15 protein-coding genes and 1 pseudogene are annotated in these 16,261 nt (G+C 70.2%); 3 read left to right on the plus strand and 13 right to left on the minus strand.

What is annotated here, in order from left to right; genetic code table 11:
- Nucleotides 1–101 precede the first annotated feature (101 nt).
- From ACIGDI_RS24760 to ACIGDI_RS24770, 3 genes are read right to left on the minus strand one after another with little or no spacing between them, the layout of a single operon-like run.
- Nucleotides 102–3,446 (minus strand): S8 family peptidase, encoded by a 3,345-nt coding sequence (locus ACIGDI_RS24760; protein WP_399900387.1) that lies wholly within the window; start codon nt 3,444–3,446, stop codon nt 102–104.
- Nucleotides 3,447–4,532, minus strand: coding sequence for a CU044_5270 family protein (locus ACIGDI_RS24765; protein ID WP_399900390.1), 1,086 nt, complete (start codon nt 4,530–4,532; stop codon nt 3,447–3,449).
- Nucleotides 4,529–5,173, minus strand: coding sequence for an RNA polymerase sigma factor (locus tag ACIGDI_RS24770; protein ID WP_399900393.1), 645 nt, complete (start codon nt 5,171–5,173; stop codon nt 4,529–4,531). Before ACIGDI_RS24770 ends, ACIGDI_RS24765 begins: the two co-directional genes overlap by 4 nt.
- A 971-nt stretch (nt 5,174–6,144) precedes the next feature.
- Between ACIGDI_RS24770 and ACIGDI_RS24775 the strand changes: the two are divergent.
- Nucleotides 6,145–6,261, plus strand: a pseudogene (locus tag ACIGDI_RS24775) (ATP-binding protein); the annotation flags it as partial.
- A gap of 180 nt (nt 6,262–6,441) precedes the next feature.
- On the opposite strand, the gene ACIGDI_RS24780 reads toward ACIGDI_RS24775, so the two are convergent.
- The 10 genes from ACIGDI_RS24780 to ACIGDI_RS24825 form a co-directional block, all read right to left on the minus strand.
- Entirely contained in the window at nt 6,442–7,002 is a 561-nt protein-coding gene (locus ACIGDI_RS24780; RefSeq protein WP_399900396.1) for a hypothetical protein, read from the minus strand.
- Between the two features lie 16 nt (nt 7,003–7,018).
- Nucleotides 7,019–7,885 carry an amidase domain-containing protein gene (locus tag ACIGDI_RS24785; RefSeq protein ID WP_399900399.1) on the minus strand — a complete coding sequence of 289 codons (867 nt, stop codon included), beginning with the start codon at nt 7,883–7,885 and terminating at the stop codon, nt 7,019–7,021.
- Nucleotides 7,886–8,995: 1,110 nt separating this feature from the next.
- Nucleotides 8,996–10,045 (minus strand): hypothetical protein, encoded by a 1,050-nt coding sequence (locus tag ACIGDI_RS24790; RefSeq protein ID WP_399900402.1) that lies wholly within the window; start codon nt 10,043–10,045, stop codon nt 8,996–8,998.
- Between the two features lie 192 nt (nt 10,046–10,237).
- The gene (locus tag ACIGDI_RS24795; RefSeq protein ID WP_399900405.1) at nt 10,238–11,002 is read right to left on the minus strand and encodes a serine hydrolase domain-containing protein; all 765 of its coding nucleotides are present in this window, start codon (nt 11,000–11,002) and stop codon (nt 10,238–10,240) included.
- Between the two features lie 224 nt (nt 11,003–11,226).
- On the minus strand, nt 11,227–11,397 hold the full coding sequence (locus ACIGDI_RS24800) for a hypothetical protein (protein WP_399900408.1): 171 nt from the start codon (nt 11,395–11,397) through the stop codon (nt 11,227–11,229).
- Between the two features lie 54 nt (nt 11,398–11,451).
- Complete coding sequence (gene amaP, locus ACIGDI_RS24805) at nt 11,452–12,045, minus strand: alkaline shock response membrane anchor protein AmaP (RefSeq protein WP_399900411.1); 594 nt, start codon at nt 12,043–12,045, stop codon at nt 11,452–11,454.
- A 9-nt stretch (nt 12,046–12,054) separates the two neighbouring features.
- A complete protein-coding gene (locus ACIGDI_RS24810) occupies nt 12,055–12,741 on the minus strand; it encodes a DUF6286 domain-containing protein (protein ID WP_399900414.1) in 687 nt (228 codons plus the stop codon).
- On the minus strand, nt 12,738–13,187 hold the full coding sequence (locus tag ACIGDI_RS24815; RefSeq protein WP_399900417.1) for an Asp23/Gls24 family envelope stress response protein: 450 nt from the start codon (nt 13,185–13,187) through the stop codon (nt 12,738–12,740). The genes ACIGDI_RS24810 and ACIGDI_RS24815 overlap by 4 nt, the downstream gene beginning before the upstream one ends.
- On the minus strand, nt 13,184–13,414 hold the full coding sequence (locus ACIGDI_RS24820) for a hypothetical protein (RefSeq protein ID WP_390629063.1): 231 nt from the start codon (nt 13,412–13,414) through the stop codon (nt 13,184–13,186). The genes ACIGDI_RS24815 and ACIGDI_RS24820 overlap by 4 nt, the downstream gene beginning before the upstream one ends.
- A 36-nt stretch (nt 13,415–13,450) precedes the next feature.
- Nucleotides 13,451–13,882, minus strand: coding sequence for an Asp23/Gls24 family envelope stress response protein (locus ACIGDI_RS24825; protein ID WP_390629062.1), 432 nt, complete (start codon nt 13,880–13,882; stop codon nt 13,451–13,453).
- Between the two features lie 200 nt (nt 13,883–14,082).
- On the opposite strand from ACIGDI_RS24825, the gene ACIGDI_RS24830 reads away from it, so the two are divergent.
- Both ACIGDI_RS24830 and ACIGDI_RS24835 read left to right on the plus strand, forming a co-directional pair.
- Nucleotides 14,083–14,994, plus strand: a complete 912-nt coding sequence (locus ACIGDI_RS24830; RefSeq protein WP_399900420.1) for a hypothetical protein — start codon at nt 14,083–14,085, stop codon at nt 14,992–14,994.
- Between the two features lie 208 nt (nt 14,995–15,202).
- A complete protein-coding gene (locus ACIGDI_RS24835) occupies nt 15,203–16,252 on the plus strand; it encodes a fatty acid desaturase family protein (protein WP_399900423.1) in 1,050 nt (349 codons plus the stop codon).
- The last annotated feature ends 9 nt before the right edge of the window (nt 16,253–16,261 follow it).

Raw genomic sequence — 16,261 nt, forward strand, 5'->3', positions numbered from 1 at the left:
AGTTGCCCGCCTCTGCGGATCGACGAAGACGTGTGTCTCGGTCGGCAGCGGCGAAGTGCTCCAGATGGTGCGTGACCGCGTCGAGGAGTGTCCGGGCCACGTCAGGTCAGGAGGTATGCGTTCAGGATCGTCACCGCGTAGGTGTTGCCGGTGGTGTCGGTCAGGGTGGATTCGAGGGAGACCGAGCGGGCGTTTTCCGGGTGGGTCAGGGTGAGGGTCCTTTTGCCGTGGGTGGTGGTCACCGGGGCGGGGGACCAGGTCTTGCCGGCGTCGTAGGAGACCTTCACCGTCAGGGATTTCAGGTCAGTGGCCGCCGGGCCCTGGAGGGAGAGGGGGATCGTGGTGCGGCGGCCTGCGGGGGCCGTGCCGGTCGGGGTCAGCTTCGGGTGGAAGCGGACCGTGGAGAGGGGCAGCGAGCCGGAGTCGGACGGGCTGGACGTGAAGGTCCAGGCCGCTGTCAGGCGGCTCGTGGTCGTGGCCACGCCTGGCGGGCGGGTCAGGTTCGTTCGGATCGTGTAGCGGGCCGGGACGGACGGGAGCTTCTCCACGGTCTGGCAGAGGTCGCCGTCGTTGTCGAGCAGGGTGCTGCCGTCCGCGGTGACCGTGGTGTGGCGTTTCGCTGTGGAGTAGGCGGGGTGTCCGGTCCCGTCGGCGAGGTCGGGGACGCACAGGTCGAGGGTGTCGCCGTCGCGCTGTGCGCCGTACGGGCCGCCGGTGATCGGGCTGAAGACACCGACGTTGTACGTGGCTGCGTAGGTCCGGCCCGCTTGGTACGACTTCGCGCTCTCCGTGCCGTAGAAGACGTCCTCGTCGTCTCCGGAGGCGTTTCGCTGGCCCAGGTTGGCCGTCCACTTGAAGCCCTTGGGCGTGGTGACGTAGATCTTCGCGGTCGTCGGCAGCGGGAAGGGGTCGCTCACCGTGCCCAGTGACAGGGTGGGGCCGCTCCACAGGACGTTGACGATGCCCTTGCGGTGCGCGACGGACGAGCCGAAGTTCCGCTTCAGCAGGGCCAGTTCGTTCATGCGCGTGGTGTGCCGATAGCCGGTGGGGAAGCGGTCGGGCAGGTTGTGGAGCAGGTGGTAGGTGGTGCTGCCCTTCTGCCACAGGCCGCCGAGCTGCGTGCTGAGCCTCCCGGGAGGGGCGGTCGGTCCCAGGGTCGCGGTGCGCAGGTTCTTGAACGCCCCCAGGAACAGGGTGGTGTTGTGCGGCTCGCTCCCGGTGTCCCCGGTGCCCACGGCGAGGTTGAGCTGGCCGTCGGACATCTTCGCGCCCTGCGGCGCGGTGATCCCGACCGGCTTCGCCTTGCGCGCGTCGAAGACGACCGTGGTGTCCCCGGTCAGCGAGAGCTGCGGCCGGACCAGCGCGGACGTGCCCCTGGCGTCTTCCATCAGGGTGTCCACGACGTAGTCGCCGCGCGGGACCCGCACCCGGTACACGCCCTTGGAGATCTGCTCGGAGTCCTCGAGGTTCGTGGTCCAGTACGTGCCCGAGTACCCGAGGATCTCGGTCAGCGGCGCGCTCACGGGCCGGCCGCCGCGGTCGAGGAACTTCAGGGTGAGGTCGTGTGCCTCGGCCTCGCGTACGACGCCGAAGGCGGTCCGTACGGCAGCGGGTTCGGCGCCGTTCCGCGCGGTGGCGACCAGCGTGCCCGAGTAGGCGCCGTCCGCCGCCTCGACGCGGGTGTCCGCGGTGAGATCGACGTCGGCGGTGCCGCCCGCCGGGACGGTGAGCTGTGTGGTGCTCAGCGTGAACATGCCTTCGGGGGCCGTGCTGCCTCCGGGGCCGGTCGCGGTGGCCGCCAGGTCCAGGGTGACGGAGTGGTCGCCGTCGTTGCGGTAGGTGATGTGCTGGGTGACCGGCCGGTCGTCGGTGTGGGGCCACCGCTGCTTGCCGAAGGACACGGAGGTCTGTTCGCTCGCCACCGCCCCCTCCAGTGCCCGGGACACGTCGACCCGGCCCGTCCCCTGCTGGTAGCCGGTCGCGCCGGTGGTCGGGGTGGTGAACGCGGTGAGCGCCTGCTTGATCCGTGCGCCGGTCCAGTCGGGGTGCCGCTGGGCGAGGATCGCGGCCGCCCCCGCGGCATGCGGCGTCGCCGTCGACGTACCGGACATGGAGACGTAGCCGTCGGCGGCAGGGTCGCCCATGTGGCCGTGCGCCGCCCTCGCCGAGACGATGTCCACGCCCGGCGCCGTGAGGTCCGGTTTCAGCGCGCTGTCGGCGGTCGGGCCGGTGCTGGAGAAGTCGGCGAGCCGGTCCTCGCCGTCGACGGCGCCCACGGTGAGCGCCGACTCCGCGGCCCCCGGCGAGTCGATGGTTCCCACGTCCGGGCCCTCGTTGCCGGCCGCGGCGACGGTGAGCATGCCGGTGCTCTTCGAGAGGGCGTTCACCGCCGCCTCGACCGGGTCCTCCCCCGGGGTGTCCTCCTGGCCCAGGCTGAGGTTGGCCACCTTGGCGCCCTGCCCGGCGGCCCACTCCAGGCCGGCGATGACGCTGGAGTCACTGCCCTCGCCGCTGTCGTCCAGCACCTTGGCGTTGAGGATCTCGGCACCGGGCGCGACGCCCTTGTACCGGCCGCCGGACCGTGCGCCCGAGCCCGCCAGCGTCGCGGCCACATGGGTGCCGTGGCCGGCCATGTCGTCGGTGCTGCCGGTGCCGGTGAAGTCCTTCGAGGCCTTCACCGCCGAGGCGAGGTCCGGGTGTGTGGTGTCGACGCCGGTATCCACGACGGCGACCTTGACTCCCTTGCCGTCGTATCCGGCCGCCCAGGCAGCCGGGGCGCCGATCTGCGCGACGCCGCCCGCCTCCCCGGCCTTTGCGCCGTCTTCGTCCGCCGGCGCCTTGAACCGGCCGTCCAACCAGACCCGCGCGACTCCCTGCTCCTCGGTGAGGGCCTGCCACATGTCGTCGGCCCCGGCCTTGGGCACGGTGATCGCGGCGCCCGCCACGCTGGGCAGCTCCCGGCTCACGGTGGCGTCCGCGTCCGCGACCAGTGACTTCTGGGTGCTCCTGCGCTGGGCGGACTTGCCCTCGTACGACACGATCAGCGGGAGCGTGCCGCGCCGGGTGTCGTCGTAGCCGGCGCGTATCAGGCCGCTGACATCGAACAGCCGCATGTCCAGGACGCCTTGGCCGATCAGCCCGGCGGCGTCGGCGGGAACGACGTACTGATCGCCCCCGACGCCGCGCACGGACACCGGGACGTGCTCACGGCCCGGTGCCCGCCGTACGCCCGTAACCCGGCCCCGGGCGTCCAACCGGACCCGGTCGCCGGTGAGGAGGGTGACGTACCGGCCGGCCGCGGAGGCGGAGCCGGCGGGCGCCGCGACGGTGGCGGTGTCCTGCGTCCGTAAGCCGAGGCCGGAGCCCGTGGCCGCCACCGAGACGCCCGTCATCAGCCCCGCCACCAGCAGGGCGGCCAGCGAGGCGCTTGCGGTTCTGTCGCGCATTCAGCTCACCTGCCCGGGGACCTGCTTGGCGGCGTCGACGACCGCGCGCTCGGTGATCGCGCTGGTGTGCGTGACGGTACCGACCTTGAGGGGATTGCCCGCCGTGGCCTTGACCACCACGATGCGCTCGCCGAGGAACCGCAGCGTCTTCTTGTCGAAGATCCACTCGGTGCGCTCGCCGTCGGTGTCGTTCTGCCGCGCGATCGCGACCCCGTGCCGGCCCGTGGCGTCGACCGCGTCATCCACCGAGACGACTCCGGGGATCTTGGCCGCGGCCTTGTAGAGGGCGGCGCCGACCTCGGCAGGCGGATAGCTCTCGGTCAGCAGATCGCCGATCGCGACGAAGGCGGCCTGGTCGCGCGGGACTTCGGGGTCCCGGTTGGCGTCCGACGCACGGTAGATCCGCTGCAGCAGCGCGTCGGGGTCTGTCGGCAGCGCGGCCAGGGCGTCGTAGGCGCCGCTGAACGGGGTGTCGCTCTTCAGGGTGATGCCCTTGTCGCTGGTCTCGCCGGCCTCGATCAGCCAGCCGTCCCTGCCGTCGAGGGAGTTCCAGACCTGGCGGGAGTGCAGTTCGTTGCTGACCGCCTCGCGCTTGTCGCCGTCGGTCTTGATGTAGCTGTCGGCCACCTTCGAAGCGACGTAGATGTACTGGCCCTTGCGCGGGGTGGGCGCGGAGGTGTCGGCGGCGGCCAGGGAGATGCGTTCGAGGAGCTGTGGGGCGCCCTTGGGGTCGGCGACGCCGATCCTGGTGGTCAGTGCGGGGCCGGTGGCCAGGGCGGTCCTGCCGCCGTCGGTTCCGCCGCCGGTGAGGGCGAGGCCGCCCGCGACCGCGCCGGCCAGGGCGAAGGCCGCGGCGGGCAGGAGGATCGTACGGCGCAGGAACGGGTTCGAGCGCTTCACGGGCGCGACCGGAGAGGTGGCGGACGTACGAGAGGAGGTGCGGAGGTCTTCGTGGATCCGGGCCATCATCTGCTCCTTGTGGAACTGGTGGCGGCCCGCCGGCAGATCCCGCTCGGCGGAGGGCAGCAGACTCTGCGTCTCCGTCCACTCAGCCGGGTGGGGCCGGTGGGAGGGGCTGGCGTTCATCGGTTTCCTTCCTGTGCGGACCGGACCGCGTATCCGCGATCACCTGTTGTCTGCCGGTTCGTGCGGGTGGGTTCCCGTTTTTCTCCGAGCAGTTGCGCATCGGCGAGCTTGCGCAGCTTGGAGCGGGCGCGGGAGAGGCGGGAGCGGACGGTGCCGACCGGGATACCCAGGGCGCGGGCCGCCTCGGCGTACTCCATCCCCTCCCACAGGCACAGCGTCAGCACCTCGCGCTCGGGGCGCTTGAGCAGGCTGAGGGCGGCGAGTGTGGCGTTGATACGGCGCCGGTCGTCCAGGCGTCCGGCGGTCTCCTCGGCATGGTCCTCGACCCGTTCCTCGGCGGCGTGCGCGGCGGCCGCGGCGCTCGCCGCGTTGCGGTAGCGGCGGTTGCTGCGGTGGTGGGAGCGGGCGACGTTGGTGGCGATGCCCAGCAGCCACGGCCGCAGCGAGCCACCTTCGGCCTCGACCGAGTCCCGGCGCCGCCACGCCTCCATGAAGGTCGTAGACAGCACGTCCTCGGCCAGCGACCAGTCGGCGGTCAGCCGGAAGGCGTGGTTGTACACCGCGCGGGCGCACGCGTCGAAGAGCTCCGCGAAGGCGTCCGGATCTCCGTTTCGCACCCGGGTTCGCATATCTGTGGTCACGTCTTGAACTGACGTACGGCGCGGGCGAGTTCCGGTGAGACACGTCACAGCCGTCGTACAGGTCACCGGGGCGGTGACCGCACGAGGACTCGGTGGACATGGCAGCCGCTCACCCGCGCACCGCTCAGGCTGCGAGGCCCGAAAGCAAGGCGCCCGATCTGATGCGGGACCCGGTCCGGGGGCGCGCAGGCTCGTCGAGAAGCTGTTGGAGGTGTCGAGGCCGAACGCGGGCGCGGAACAGGCTGATCCGGCAACACCCATCGGCACGGGCGGGCACCGGTCTCACCGACGGTGAACGGCGCCGTTGTCGTCGTACGCAAACCAGCTGTTTCGCTGACATCCAACTCCGACATCAACAGGGCCGGACGGCGGCATACAGCAACATCTTCGGACGACCGTCGGACCTACCGACGACGGCCCAAGGGGCGGGCGTTGATCGAACTCCTAAAGCGGGTGTCGCAGGTTCGGATCCTGCCGGGGGCGCAGGAAAAGGGCCAGCTCAGGAGGGTTTCCTCCCAGGCTGGCCCTTCGTCGTGTTCGGGGCCGTGCCACACGCGTGCCACTACCTCCACTCGGCAGCTCGTCGGGCGGAAGGGATACCCGCTACTCCGTCGGAAAGGGCACGTATCCGTCCGGCACCTCGCTGACCTGCAGGTCCGAAAAGAGCAGGGTGAGGTGGTCCGCGTTCGTCTCGATGCGAACCTCATGGAAGTCGATCCCCACGGCTTGCGCCCAACGACGGGTCGCTTCCGACTGCGGGAGGACCTTCGCACCTGGAGGCGGTCGTCCAAAGAGACACGCCACGTCTCCGGCAGCACGGACGATTCGCACCGGGCCTCAACGCAGTACCGGAAGAGATACCGCAGATACGCCGGCTCGACGTCGGCGTGGGGATCCGCCGTCACGTGGACGATGACCTCGTAGTCGCGCATGTAGCTGGTGTATCCATGGTGGACGACGGCGTGATCGAGGGCCTGGGCATGGTCACCACACTCGCCCACCGAGTCATCGTCCACGGCAGCGAGGGCGGCTACACAGTCACCGCGGAACTGTTCACCGGCACCCGACGGGGAGACCACCTGTGCTGAAGAACGAAGCCCGCCGGGGCTACTGGTGCGAGTGCTGGACCGAAGACCTCATCGTCGACAGCGGGTTGGAACTGCGGGCCCGCGCACGGCGCGGGCATGACGTAGGAGATGAAATGGGAAGGGGAAAGCCCCCGCCCTCCGGCTCGTTCCGGAGGGCGGGGGCCTCGGGTGCCCATGCGATCAGTTGTTGTTCTTCATGGTGGAGCCGGTTCCTCCCGGCTTCTTCGGCGCCCAGCTGGGAGCTTGGGTGGCGTCCTTGAAATCGGTTGACTTCATCAGAAGCCGCCAGTCCTCCTTGCCCGTATCGCCGTCGAGTCGAACGGTGAAGTCTTTGACCTGGTGGGTGCCATGGAAGTACAGGACCACGACTTGGCGTTCTGAACCGTCGTCATAGAAATCGCCTGTCACTTTGCCGCGGGCGCCGGCTCCGAAGCCCTTGATCCAGTTCTCGGCGGTCTTTTGGGCTACCGCATCGCTGCTGTCACTGGTCGCCAGCTTGCGGAGCTCAGCCGTCTTGCCGTCGGCGATGTCCCACACGAGCTCTTGCATCACCAGCAACGAGCCGGTGGAGGGGTAGCCGACCACGTGCAACGGCTCGTGGTCGGCGTACGCCTGCTCGTAGGACGCGCCCGGCCCTCTGGCATCAGCAGAGCTGCTGTCGAGAACAGCACATCCAGACGTCAGCAACACTGCTGCTGCCATCCATCCGGCCGCTGCAGGGCTCTGCTTCAACCTGCGCATCTCATGTTCCTTGCTACTAGCGGGTCTTGGGCCTGACGATCGTGACCTTCTCGATCGGGTTCGAGGTGTGACTGTACCGATTGATCACTTCGCTGAGAGTGGTCTGATTCTTCAGGCCATGCTGCACGATCCCCGCGTGCCCCTGCACCATGGAGTAGACGATCGCCACGTGGTTATAAACCCTCTCCCTCTTCCACTTGAAGAAGACGAGATCCCCCACCTTGGCGTTGTACTCGTGCGGTTGGATCGCGCCGTTCCGCCACTTGGTCACGTGCCGCCGGAGGTAGTCCGCGCTCGTCCAACTCCAGCTCTTGCCAAACCCGTACCTACCCTGCCACCAAGCGTTATCTGCCTTGCGGCCGCCGGGGCGCATCTTCATCCCGCCCCCGTGGTACAGAGCCTTCGAGACGAAGTTCGCGCAGTCCGTCCTGTACTCCCACCTAGTGTCCAGGTTGTTGTACGCCCAGTTGGCCGTTCCGTCGCCGCTGATTGCTGCGGCTGCGGCTGCCGAATCTGCCGAATCTGGCGACGCGGAGGCCGGGTCGGCGTCAGGGCGATAGATGCCTTCATCGATGAGCGGCTGCGGCTCCTCCTCCTGGTCGGCGGGGATGTCGCCATTCGCGTCGGGAAGGTGTGGATCGGCTGAAGGGGCGGGCCACCCTCTTGAGGTCCACACGGAGTCGGCGACCGCCGCGGAGGTGTTGTCGCCAACGTCTGTGGAGGAGTCGTCGGCAGCGCTTATGGAGGCGTTCGCTGTTTCTGTAATGGCCTCGGTGGCGTCGGGAACGTCTGCAGAGGCGTGCGCTGTTCCTGTGACGGCGCCGGCGGCGGTGAGGGCGAGCACTGCTGCGCCGGTGATCGTACGGCCGAGCTTGTTGCGCAAGAGTCGGGTTCCTTCCCCCTGTGATGGGTCCCGCCGCCCGTTGGTCGGTCGGTGCGGCTTTCGGGACACAGCGACTATGAGGATGGAGAGACGGATGCGCAGGTTCCCGGTTGGCCGGTTTCGAGCGACGGCCGAGCCGGAGCACTTGGGTGAAGGCGGAGGCGTCACCTCTCCTCAGCAGGTGGGGTGACGCCCCGTGGCCGCAGGTGGGCTTGCTACTCCTCAGCACCTTCAAGGACACGCTGGATCTGCATCGTTCGCGCGCTGCCGGCTGCGGTGAATCGCCTTCGCGTAGAAGCGGAAGAGGACAGCGATGCCGCGGCCTGCTCGGCATGCGACTCCGTCCAGCGCATCAATGGCCGCTTTCGGCGCACATGCCACCGCCACCACCATCCGGCCTCAGGAGGGGAAAGACGCAACTGCTGGCGGACCTCAACGCCCCGCTTCCGGGGCCACGCCGCCCCCTTGCCACCCGGTTGCCTACACCAGTAGGTCGGATCAACCGAGGGCCGCACCAACTCGGCGGCGCCGCCCGGGTCGCCGCCACCTTCCAACACGGGCACGGGAACGAACGGTGATCCCCAACGGTGCAGGCCAAAGACGCTTTGTGTCACCGAAAGAGGCCGGATCGTGGTTGCGGTGGCAGGTGGCCAACGCTGCCAGATGCGCGGACGTTCATGCGGCCCGCTGATCCCCCACCAGGCCACCAACCAGACGGCGAGCGCGGCCATGCGAAGGGGAGAACCCCGCTGTGGCTGTGGCTGGGGCTGGGGCTGTCGGCTCCACGACTTTTGCCAGCCAATTTGGCGCCAGCCACGAAGATCATGGCCCCGAACGTCGTGCTCTGTCGTCACCGCTCCGCTCGGCCTCCGGTTCCCCGGTGAGCCGGGTCGCAAGGTAGTAGGCGACGGTGACGTCCCGGTATTCCTGACCGGGGATGACCGGGTCCGGCAGGTGGGTGCGGTCGCTGTGGCTCGTCGACTCCCGCTTTCCGGTGCCGGGGAAGCGGACGTCTGTCTGGGGTTCCTGCCTGAAGCGGAGCCGTTCGGCGTGGACCGTCGACCGGAAAAGGATGTCCCCCGCCGGGCTCCCGGCTCCCGCCCCTCGCGTTCAGGGAGGCTCCTCCGGCTCCCTGGCGGTACGTGGGCGACTGGACCTCGGCGGCAGCTTGCCGTCCTCGCCGCGCACCCGGCGCGTGCGGGTGCCGCCTTGACTCCGGCCGGCCCGGCCCCGCTCTCCCTCCACGCCCTTGCGCGCCGCACGCGGCCCAGCGCGCTCGGTCTGTTCAGCTGTGGGGTTCGCCGTCTCGGCAGCGTCCGCGACGGCGTCGCCGCCGCCCCGTACCGTCTCGCCTGCCGCTTCCGTCACACCCGCGGCCTGTCGGGCCGCGCTCCCGGCGGCGCTGCCCACCGCCTCACCGGCGCTTCCGACGGTCCGGCTCGCCTCATGGCCGACATCCTCCACCGCGCGCCCGGCACCACCGCCCACGTCCTGAACGGCCCTCCCGGCTCCCTGACCGACATCCTCCGCCACGGAGCCGACGCCCCGGCCCACGTCCTGAACAGCAGCCCTGGCGCCCTGCCCCACGTCCTGAACGGCCCTCCCGGCTCCCTGACCGACATCCTGTACAGCGGTTCCGGCGCCCCGGCCGACCTCCTGTACGGCGGCTCCGGCACCCGTACCCAGCTCCCCGACGGCCTGACGGGCGCCGCTGCCGACATCCTGCACGGCGGACCCGACTCCACGCGCCAGCTCGTGCAGGATCTCCGGGTTGCGGTCGAGCGTGGTGAGCACTCGGTCGATGATCTGTGCGACGTGGTGGAGACGCACCTTGAGCTGGGCCTGTGCCTCGACGCCCGAGATGCCCAGGTGCACCCGGCCGAGCGAGACGTCGGCGCCCACATTCAGTTTGAGCAGATCCAGCACCTCGGCCTGCAGCGAGACATGCGCCCGCAGATCCTCGACGTCCAGGTCGATCTCGTCGACCTTCAGGATCGGAACGTCGAGGAAGACGTCAGGGCTCGCACCGGCTGCGTCCTCCTCGTCGTAGGCCTCGGGATCGGCGTACTCGGCACTCTCCTCGGCCTCGAGTTCGTCACCGTGTTCGTCGTCGTAGTCCTCGACGACGGAGCCCTCGTCGTCCTCGGCGTTGCCGCGCATCGCCACGCCTCCGTGGTCTTGGCGTCCGTTTCGCCCATTTTCATTCATTGTGGTTATTTATGCGCGGTAGATGCTGTCCGCCCAAGCGGGGGCGATGACCGTCAGGCGTGCTTGGACGGGTTCCTCGGAGTCAGCAGCGCTGCGCAGACGTGCAGGTCAGATGGGTTGAAGGACTGGACCCGCAGGCATGGCTCACGTCTGTTGGGCGGGGACGTCGACGAAGCGTCTGAAGGTCTCCAGGGCCAGCCGGTCCGTCGCGGCGCTCCGGCCGGACAGGCGATGGACGAGGACCCAGCCCTGCGGTGCGGCGCCCGCGAAGACCGAGGCGTCACCTGTTGCGCCGTTGTGCCACAGCAGGCGTCCCGCTTTCTGCCAGGCCGGTGCGGGCTCGCCGAGCCTGCGGTCGACCAGCAGGCCGGTGACGAGGCGGGCGGTGGCTTCGGGTGTGGCCCACAGGCCGCCGGCGGGCAGGATCGCGCCGGTCATGGTCCAGGGCCGCTCCGGTCGTCCGAAGAGCCCCCGGCGGCACAGCCGTCTGCCGGGCGGCGGGGAGGCGGCGACGTCCGTGACGCCCAGGGGGTCCAGGACATGCCGGTGCAGGAGTTCTTCGTACGGGGTGCGGGTGGCCGCGACCAGGGCGGCGCCCAGCAGGGCGTATCCGAAGTTGGAGTACTCCTCGGTGGAGCCGGCGGGAGCCGTGACCAGGGTGTCCAGCTGCCGTACGACCGCGTCCAGGGCCTGGGTGTCGAAGGCCGCGTAGGGGTCGCCACCGCCGATTCCAGGGGGCAGCCGCGGCAGACCCGAGGTGTGCTCGGCGAGGTGGCGCAGGGTGATACCGGTGCCCCCGGGCGCGGGCAGGAACGACTCCAACGGGTCGTCGAGGCCCAGAACACCGTGGCCGGCCAAGGCGGTCAGGACGGTTGCGGTGAGCGTCTTGGTCAGGGACCCGATCTGCACGAACAGGTCCAAGCGGTGGCCGTTGTGTAACTGTGGCGCCTCGAAGCTGCTCAGTATGCAGGTGGGAACTCGAATCATGTCGTCCTTCAGTCGTGCGTCCGGGGCAGCGCGCACCCCTCTGTTGTACGGAGTTGTACGCGCTCCCTTATACGGACTCAGCACGATAGGAAGCGGATGCCCCTCCGTTGCCCGGCCCGAGGGATCGGCCGAAAACAGGCGGCCCCTCAGCGGGCCGGGCGTCGGGTGGCGCGCCAGATGGAGCGGGTCGCCAGGTAGAGCAGATCGACGATCAGCAGCAGTACGCCCGTCGACATCAGGTAGAGCATGCCGTCGACGGCCGCGCCGATGGCGATCAGGGCGATTCCGGCGACGAGGAGGATCAGGAAGAGGGTCATGGCGGGCTGCCTCCCGGGAAGGAGCCGGCGGAATCTGCGTGTTCTCCGGGGCTCTCAGGCAGTGCGGGCGGCACGGTGGCGGGCTTCCCGGAGCCGGACCTTGGCGGGGAGGCGGTCCAGGCCGGCCGAGTCCCGTGCGTGTGCGAGTGTTTCGCGGCTGAGGCGCCCCAGGGTTCCCGTCGGATCGGCGTGGGGCTCCAGGAGCAGTCGTACGCGTGCTGCCGGGGCCGTGCGTCGGCCCGTCAGCCGGACGTGAGCCCGTGAGACCCCGTCCAGGGCTTCTGCCTCTCCCTCGATGACCTTCTCCAGCGTGCGGCCGTTGAGCCGGGTCGCCACGCCGTCTTCGCTGTCGATGAGGACATTGTCCAGGCGGTGTCGGCGTTGCGCGAGGAGCCACCACAGCAGCAGGGCCAGCAGCACGGCGAGCGCCGCGATCACGGTCGGCCACCACCAGCCTTCGTCCCGCCACCGGGTGCGTCCCCAGGCGCCCAGTACCACGTCGTCCGGCCCGCGGAAGGGCCACCAGCCCGGCATGCCGAAGTCCCAGTGGCGCTGCAGGTCCAGGGCGCCCAGCAGTACGCCGCCGCCCAGGGCGAACAGTGCGAGGCCGAGCAGTGCGAGCAGCACCCGGTTCACCGTCTTGAGCATCGGATCACCTCAGCCCTTCTTCGGGCGCCGGACGCGCACGGCCAGTGCGGGTTGCCGGGCCAGTCCCAGGGACGTCACGGCTTCGCCCAGCTCGGTGTCCAGGTCCGAGCGGACCTCCTCGAGATCGCGGAAGTGTGCCTGTGCCCGGGCCTTCACCTTCCGGCGGCTGACATCGATCCGTGCCGACTGGACACCGGGCACCTGCATGGCCCGGTCGCGCAGCACCAGGGCGGCCGCGCGGCGGTCGAGCCCGGCTCGGACGTCCTCCGTCCGGGGGATACCGGTGGGCCGCCGCATGGGCAGCAGCCTGCGCAGTCCCGGCGTCACCGCCAGCAGGAAGAGCCACAGGCCGAGAGCCATCGCCACCGAGGCCCCGACGATCATCCAGACGTCGTCCAGGGGCCGTGTGGCCAGTTCCTCGGCGAGCCGCCGCCGCCAACGCATCGCATCCCGGCCCGCCCGCACCGCGATGACGTCGTACAGCAGAAAGCCGACGGCCACGGCGGACAGCAGGGCTGCCAAGGCCGCGGGAACGCGCCGCGACGACCAGAAGCGGTGCACCGGCCGGCCTGAGCCGTCGGTCACCTTCGTGGCGCCCTCGGCCGCGCCCGGGGTGCCGTCGGCGGACGGGGGCTGTTCCGGACCGGAGGAGAGGTAGGTCTCACCGGTCGGCTGCCGCGAGGTGTTCGCGCTCATCTCACCCGCTCCCGGTCCGTGTGCCGCGTATGCGCCGAGTGCAGTCGCTCGACCGATACCGCGAGGTCGGGCACCTCCATGCCGGCCCATGCCCTGATCCGCTCGGTGACCTCCCGGCGTACCGCGGCGCACTGCGCCCCGATGTCGGACGGATAGCCGAGCTCGACGCTGATGTGCATCCGTGCCTCGCCGAGCACCGCCTGCCGTCCGGCGGCGGACTCGGCGTCCCGTCCCGCACCGGTTCGTTCCGGTGCCCGCCGTACGGATGTGCTCACGTGTGGCGTCCGACGGCCCGGTGGTACGCGGCCGGCCGACTCGGTGAAACGGCTCAGCGCCTCGCGCGCCACCCGGGCCGCGATCTTCGCGACGACCCGGTCGGTGACGGCGGTCGCCCCGCGCTCCCCGCGGGGGACGACGCCCGGACGCTCGCCGGCTTCCCCGCTCACCGCCGCCAGTCTCCCCGGGCCTGTCGCCTGTCGTCGCCGAACCGCTCCTGCCGGTCCCGGCGGCGGACGAAGTCGCCCGGTTCGAGATCGCCCTCGGTGAACCGCCCGACGACGAGACCGACGAGGCCCAGGACCAGCACCAGCAGGAAAGCCCAGAAGCTACCGAAATACGCGGCGAAACCCAGCGCCATTCCGGCCATCAAGCCCACCACGGCCCTGCTGCTCATTTCGCGCTCCTTCACTCACGCGGGCTGCCGCCCCGGCTACTGGATCCGCTGCCGTTCCTCCCCTTCGTCCTCCTCGTCGGGCAGTTTCACGTCGCTGACCGTGATGTTGACTTCCACGACTTCGCGACCCGCCATCCGCTCCACCGCGGAGATCACGTCTTCCCGCACGGCGGCGGCCACGTCCGTGATCGAGACGCCGTAGTCGACGACGAGTTCCAGATCGATGGCCGCCTGCAGTTCTCCGACCTCGACACTGACCCCGCGCGTGGCGGACTTGCCGCTGCCGGCGCCGGGCATCCGCTCCCGCATGGATCCCATCGAGCGTGCGAAACCGCTGCCCAGGGCGTGTACGCCGGGTACGTCCCGTGCCGCCATTCCGGCGATCTTCTCCACCACCACATCGGCGATGGTCGTCCGGCCGCGAGTACCGGGCGCTGCGCCGAGCCTGACGCCGGTGTTCTCAGTCATCGGGATATTCCTCCCTCGCGAGGCCACAGAGCACGCATTACTAAGATTATAGTCTTTTTAGTAGCTTTTGCCTGTACAAACAGGGTCAGACGGGTGGTTCGACGAGTGGCCTGAGGCCCCTCCTCCGAGCTCTCGCGGACACTGCGGGCAGAGCGCCGCGGGAAGAGAACCGCGGCCGTCGAGAAGAAGGGTGCGGGCCGGTGACCGAGGTGTGGACGCAGGCAGTACGAAGCCAGCTCGACGTGGGCCGACTGCTCCCGCTCGGCGGGCCCCTCGACGGGACGTGGATCACCGAGCAAGCGGCCGTCCAGGCACTCCGGTCCACTGCCGCCGAGGTCCCCGGCGTCCGGCTGGAGTCCCTGCGCATCGGGTCGGCGCCGCTCCAACCCGTGTCCCAGCCGGCCGTCCGTCCGCCGGCCAGCGCGCTACCGCCCGGCCCGCTCATCATCGAGGCCGCCTTCACCGCATCCCTCGTACGGCCGCTGCCGGAGACCGCCGACGCGTTGCGGAGCGCGCTGCTGGGCGCGGCCACCGAACGGCTCGGGCTGGCCACGGTGTCGGCTGACATGCGCGTAACGGATCTCCGTGAGGTCACGGAGACGGGCGTGCCGGTCCCAGAGACGGGCGTGCCGGTCCCAGAGACGGGCGTGCCTGTCACGGAGGCGGGCGTGCCGGTCCCGGAGGCGGGCGTGCCGGTCCCGGAGGCGGGCGTGCTGTCCGGGACGACCGCGGCGACGGCCGTGAGACCCACGCCGGAAGCCGTGGCCACGCGGAACTCGCCCCCGGTGACCGGAACCGAGTCCATGCGGGGGCTAGCCGGGGAACTGGCGGCCGTCGCGGCGGGTGTGCCGGGCGTCGCCCGCCTCACCGCCGTGCTGGGCAGTCGCCCGGTCAGGGTGGAGGACCATGTCGATCCACCTGGCCGACACATCGAGGTTCACCTCGCGGTCGGCCCCGGACACCATCCACTGAGCGTCGCCCGTGCCGTCCGGGAGGCGGTGGCCGGGGCAGCCACCACCGACACCCCGGCCCCGGTCACCGTCGCCGTCCTCATCACGGAAACCGCGGCCTGGCGAGTGACCCCGCCGGTCACCGTGATGAGCGCTCCCTGAAATCGCGCGGCCGCCGCTCCGCCGGCCCTGTCCTGCCACGGTGTGAGACCCGCCTGGCAGGGAACCCGCATTAGGACAGGGACGTCGTCCCTGCTCCTCGCGCGATGTGTATCCGCAGCGGCGAAAGCGCATCCCCGCCTGTGGCCCGGTCTCAGCAACTCCGAGGCAGCGCCTGACCATCGCCTCCTTCGGAGAGGGTTGCAGCGACATGACCACAGACACCGCGGTACGGCCCCCGCCTTCGGAGGCGTCGGGCAGTGACTTCGCCCGACTGTCGCGAAGGATCACCGATGCCGGTCTGCTGAGGCGCCGTCCGGGCTATTACACGGTGCGGCTCACAGTGGTGGCCGCGCTCTACGTCGGTGGGTGGGCCGCCGTCGCGCTCATCGGCGACAGTTGGTGGACACTGGCCGTCGCCGGCTTCCTGGCCTTCGTCTTCGGCCAGGTCGCCCTGCTCGCCCATGACGCGGCCCACCGCCAGGTGTTCCGCCGACGCCGGGGCAGCGAAGCATCCGGCCGGATCGCCGGCGCCGGCGTCGGGATGAGCTACGGGTGGTGGCAGGACAAGCACACCCGCCATCACGCCAACCCCAACCACGAGGAACTCGACCCCGACCTCAACCCGGACCTGCTGGTCTGGTCCCAGGACCAGGCCCGGGCCGCCAAGGGTGTCGCCCGCGTGATCGGCCGCTGGCAGGCGTTCCTGTTCTTCCCGCTCCTCACGCTGGAGGGCTTCAACCTGCACGTGTCGAGCGTGAAGGCGCTGGCCAACCGCTCGCTCAAGCACCGAAGGCTCGACGGCGTCCTGCTGTTCGCGCACTTCGCGCTCTACCTGGCCGTCCTGTTCTGGCTGTTGCCGCCCGGCATGGCTATCGCCTTCCTCGCCGTCAACCAGGGCCTGTTCGGCGTCTACCTGGGCTCCCTCTTCGCGCCCAACCACAAGGGCATGCCGATCCTGACCGGCGAGGACCGCCCGGACTTCCTCCGCCGCCAGGTGCTCACCTCACGCAACGTGCGCGGCGGCTGGTTCACGGACATCGCGCTGGGCGGGCTCAACCACCAGATCGAGCACCACCTGTTCCCCAGCATGCCCAGCCCCAACCTGCGCAAGGCCCGGACCATCGTCCGGCGTTACTGCGAGGACCTGGGCCTGGACTACACGGAGACCGGGCTGATCACCTCCTACCGGCTGGCCCTCGCCAGTCTCCACCAGGCCGGAGCACCGCTCAGGCGCGCCCCGGCCAGGGAAAACTCCTGAGGCGGGTTG

Origin of the sequence: Streptomyces sp. NPDC085900, assembly GCF_044540925.1 — a bacterium.
Classification (GTDB): Bacteria; Actinomycetota; Actinomycetes; order Streptomycetales; family Streptomycetaceae; genus Streptomyces; species Streptomyces gilvifuscus.

Excerpts from the sequence above, each read along its gene's own strand:
- ACIGDI_RS24760 (WP_399900387.1), bottom strand. The coding sequence starts at position 3,446 with ATGCGCGACAGAACCGCAAGCGCCTCGCTGGCCGCCCTGCTGGTGGCG.
- ACIGDI_RS24765 (WP_399900390.1), bottom strand. The coding sequence starts at position 4,532 with ATGAACGCCAGCCCCTCCCACCGGCCCCACCCGGCTGAGTGGACGGAG.
- ACIGDI_RS24780 (WP_399900396.1), bottom strand. The coding sequence starts at position 7,002 with ATGCGCAGGTTGAAGCAGAGCCCTGCAGCGGCCGGATGGATGGCAGCA.
- ACIGDI_RS24790 (WP_399900402.1), bottom strand. The coding sequence starts at position 10,045 with ATGCGCGGCAACGCCGAGGACGACGAGGGCTCCGTCGTCGAGGACTAC.
- ACIGDI_RS24800 (WP_399900408.1), bottom strand. The coding sequence starts at position 11,397 with ATGACCCTCTTCCTGATCCTCCTCGTCGCCGGAATCGCCCTGATCGCC.
- amaP (WP_399900411.1), bottom strand. The coding sequence starts at position 12,045 with ATGCTCAAGACGGTGAACCGGGTGCTGCTCGCACTGCTCGGCCTCGCA.
- ACIGDI_RS24810 (WP_399900414.1), bottom strand. The coding sequence starts at position 12,741 with ATGAGCGCGAACACCTCGCGGCAGCCGACCGGTGAGACCTACCTCTCC.
- ACIGDI_RS24820 (WP_390629063.1), bottom strand. The coding sequence starts at position 13,414 with ATGAGCAGCAGGGCCGTGGTGGGCTTGATGGCCGGAATGGCGCTGGGT.
- ACIGDI_RS24825 (WP_390629062.1), bottom strand. The coding sequence starts at position 13,882 with ATGACTGAGAACACCGGCGTCAGGCTCGGCGCAGCGCCCGGTACTCGC.
- ACIGDI_RS24835 (WP_399900423.1), top strand. The coding sequence starts at position 15,203 with ATGACCACAGACACCGCGGTACGGCCCCCGCCTTCGGAGGCGTCGGGC.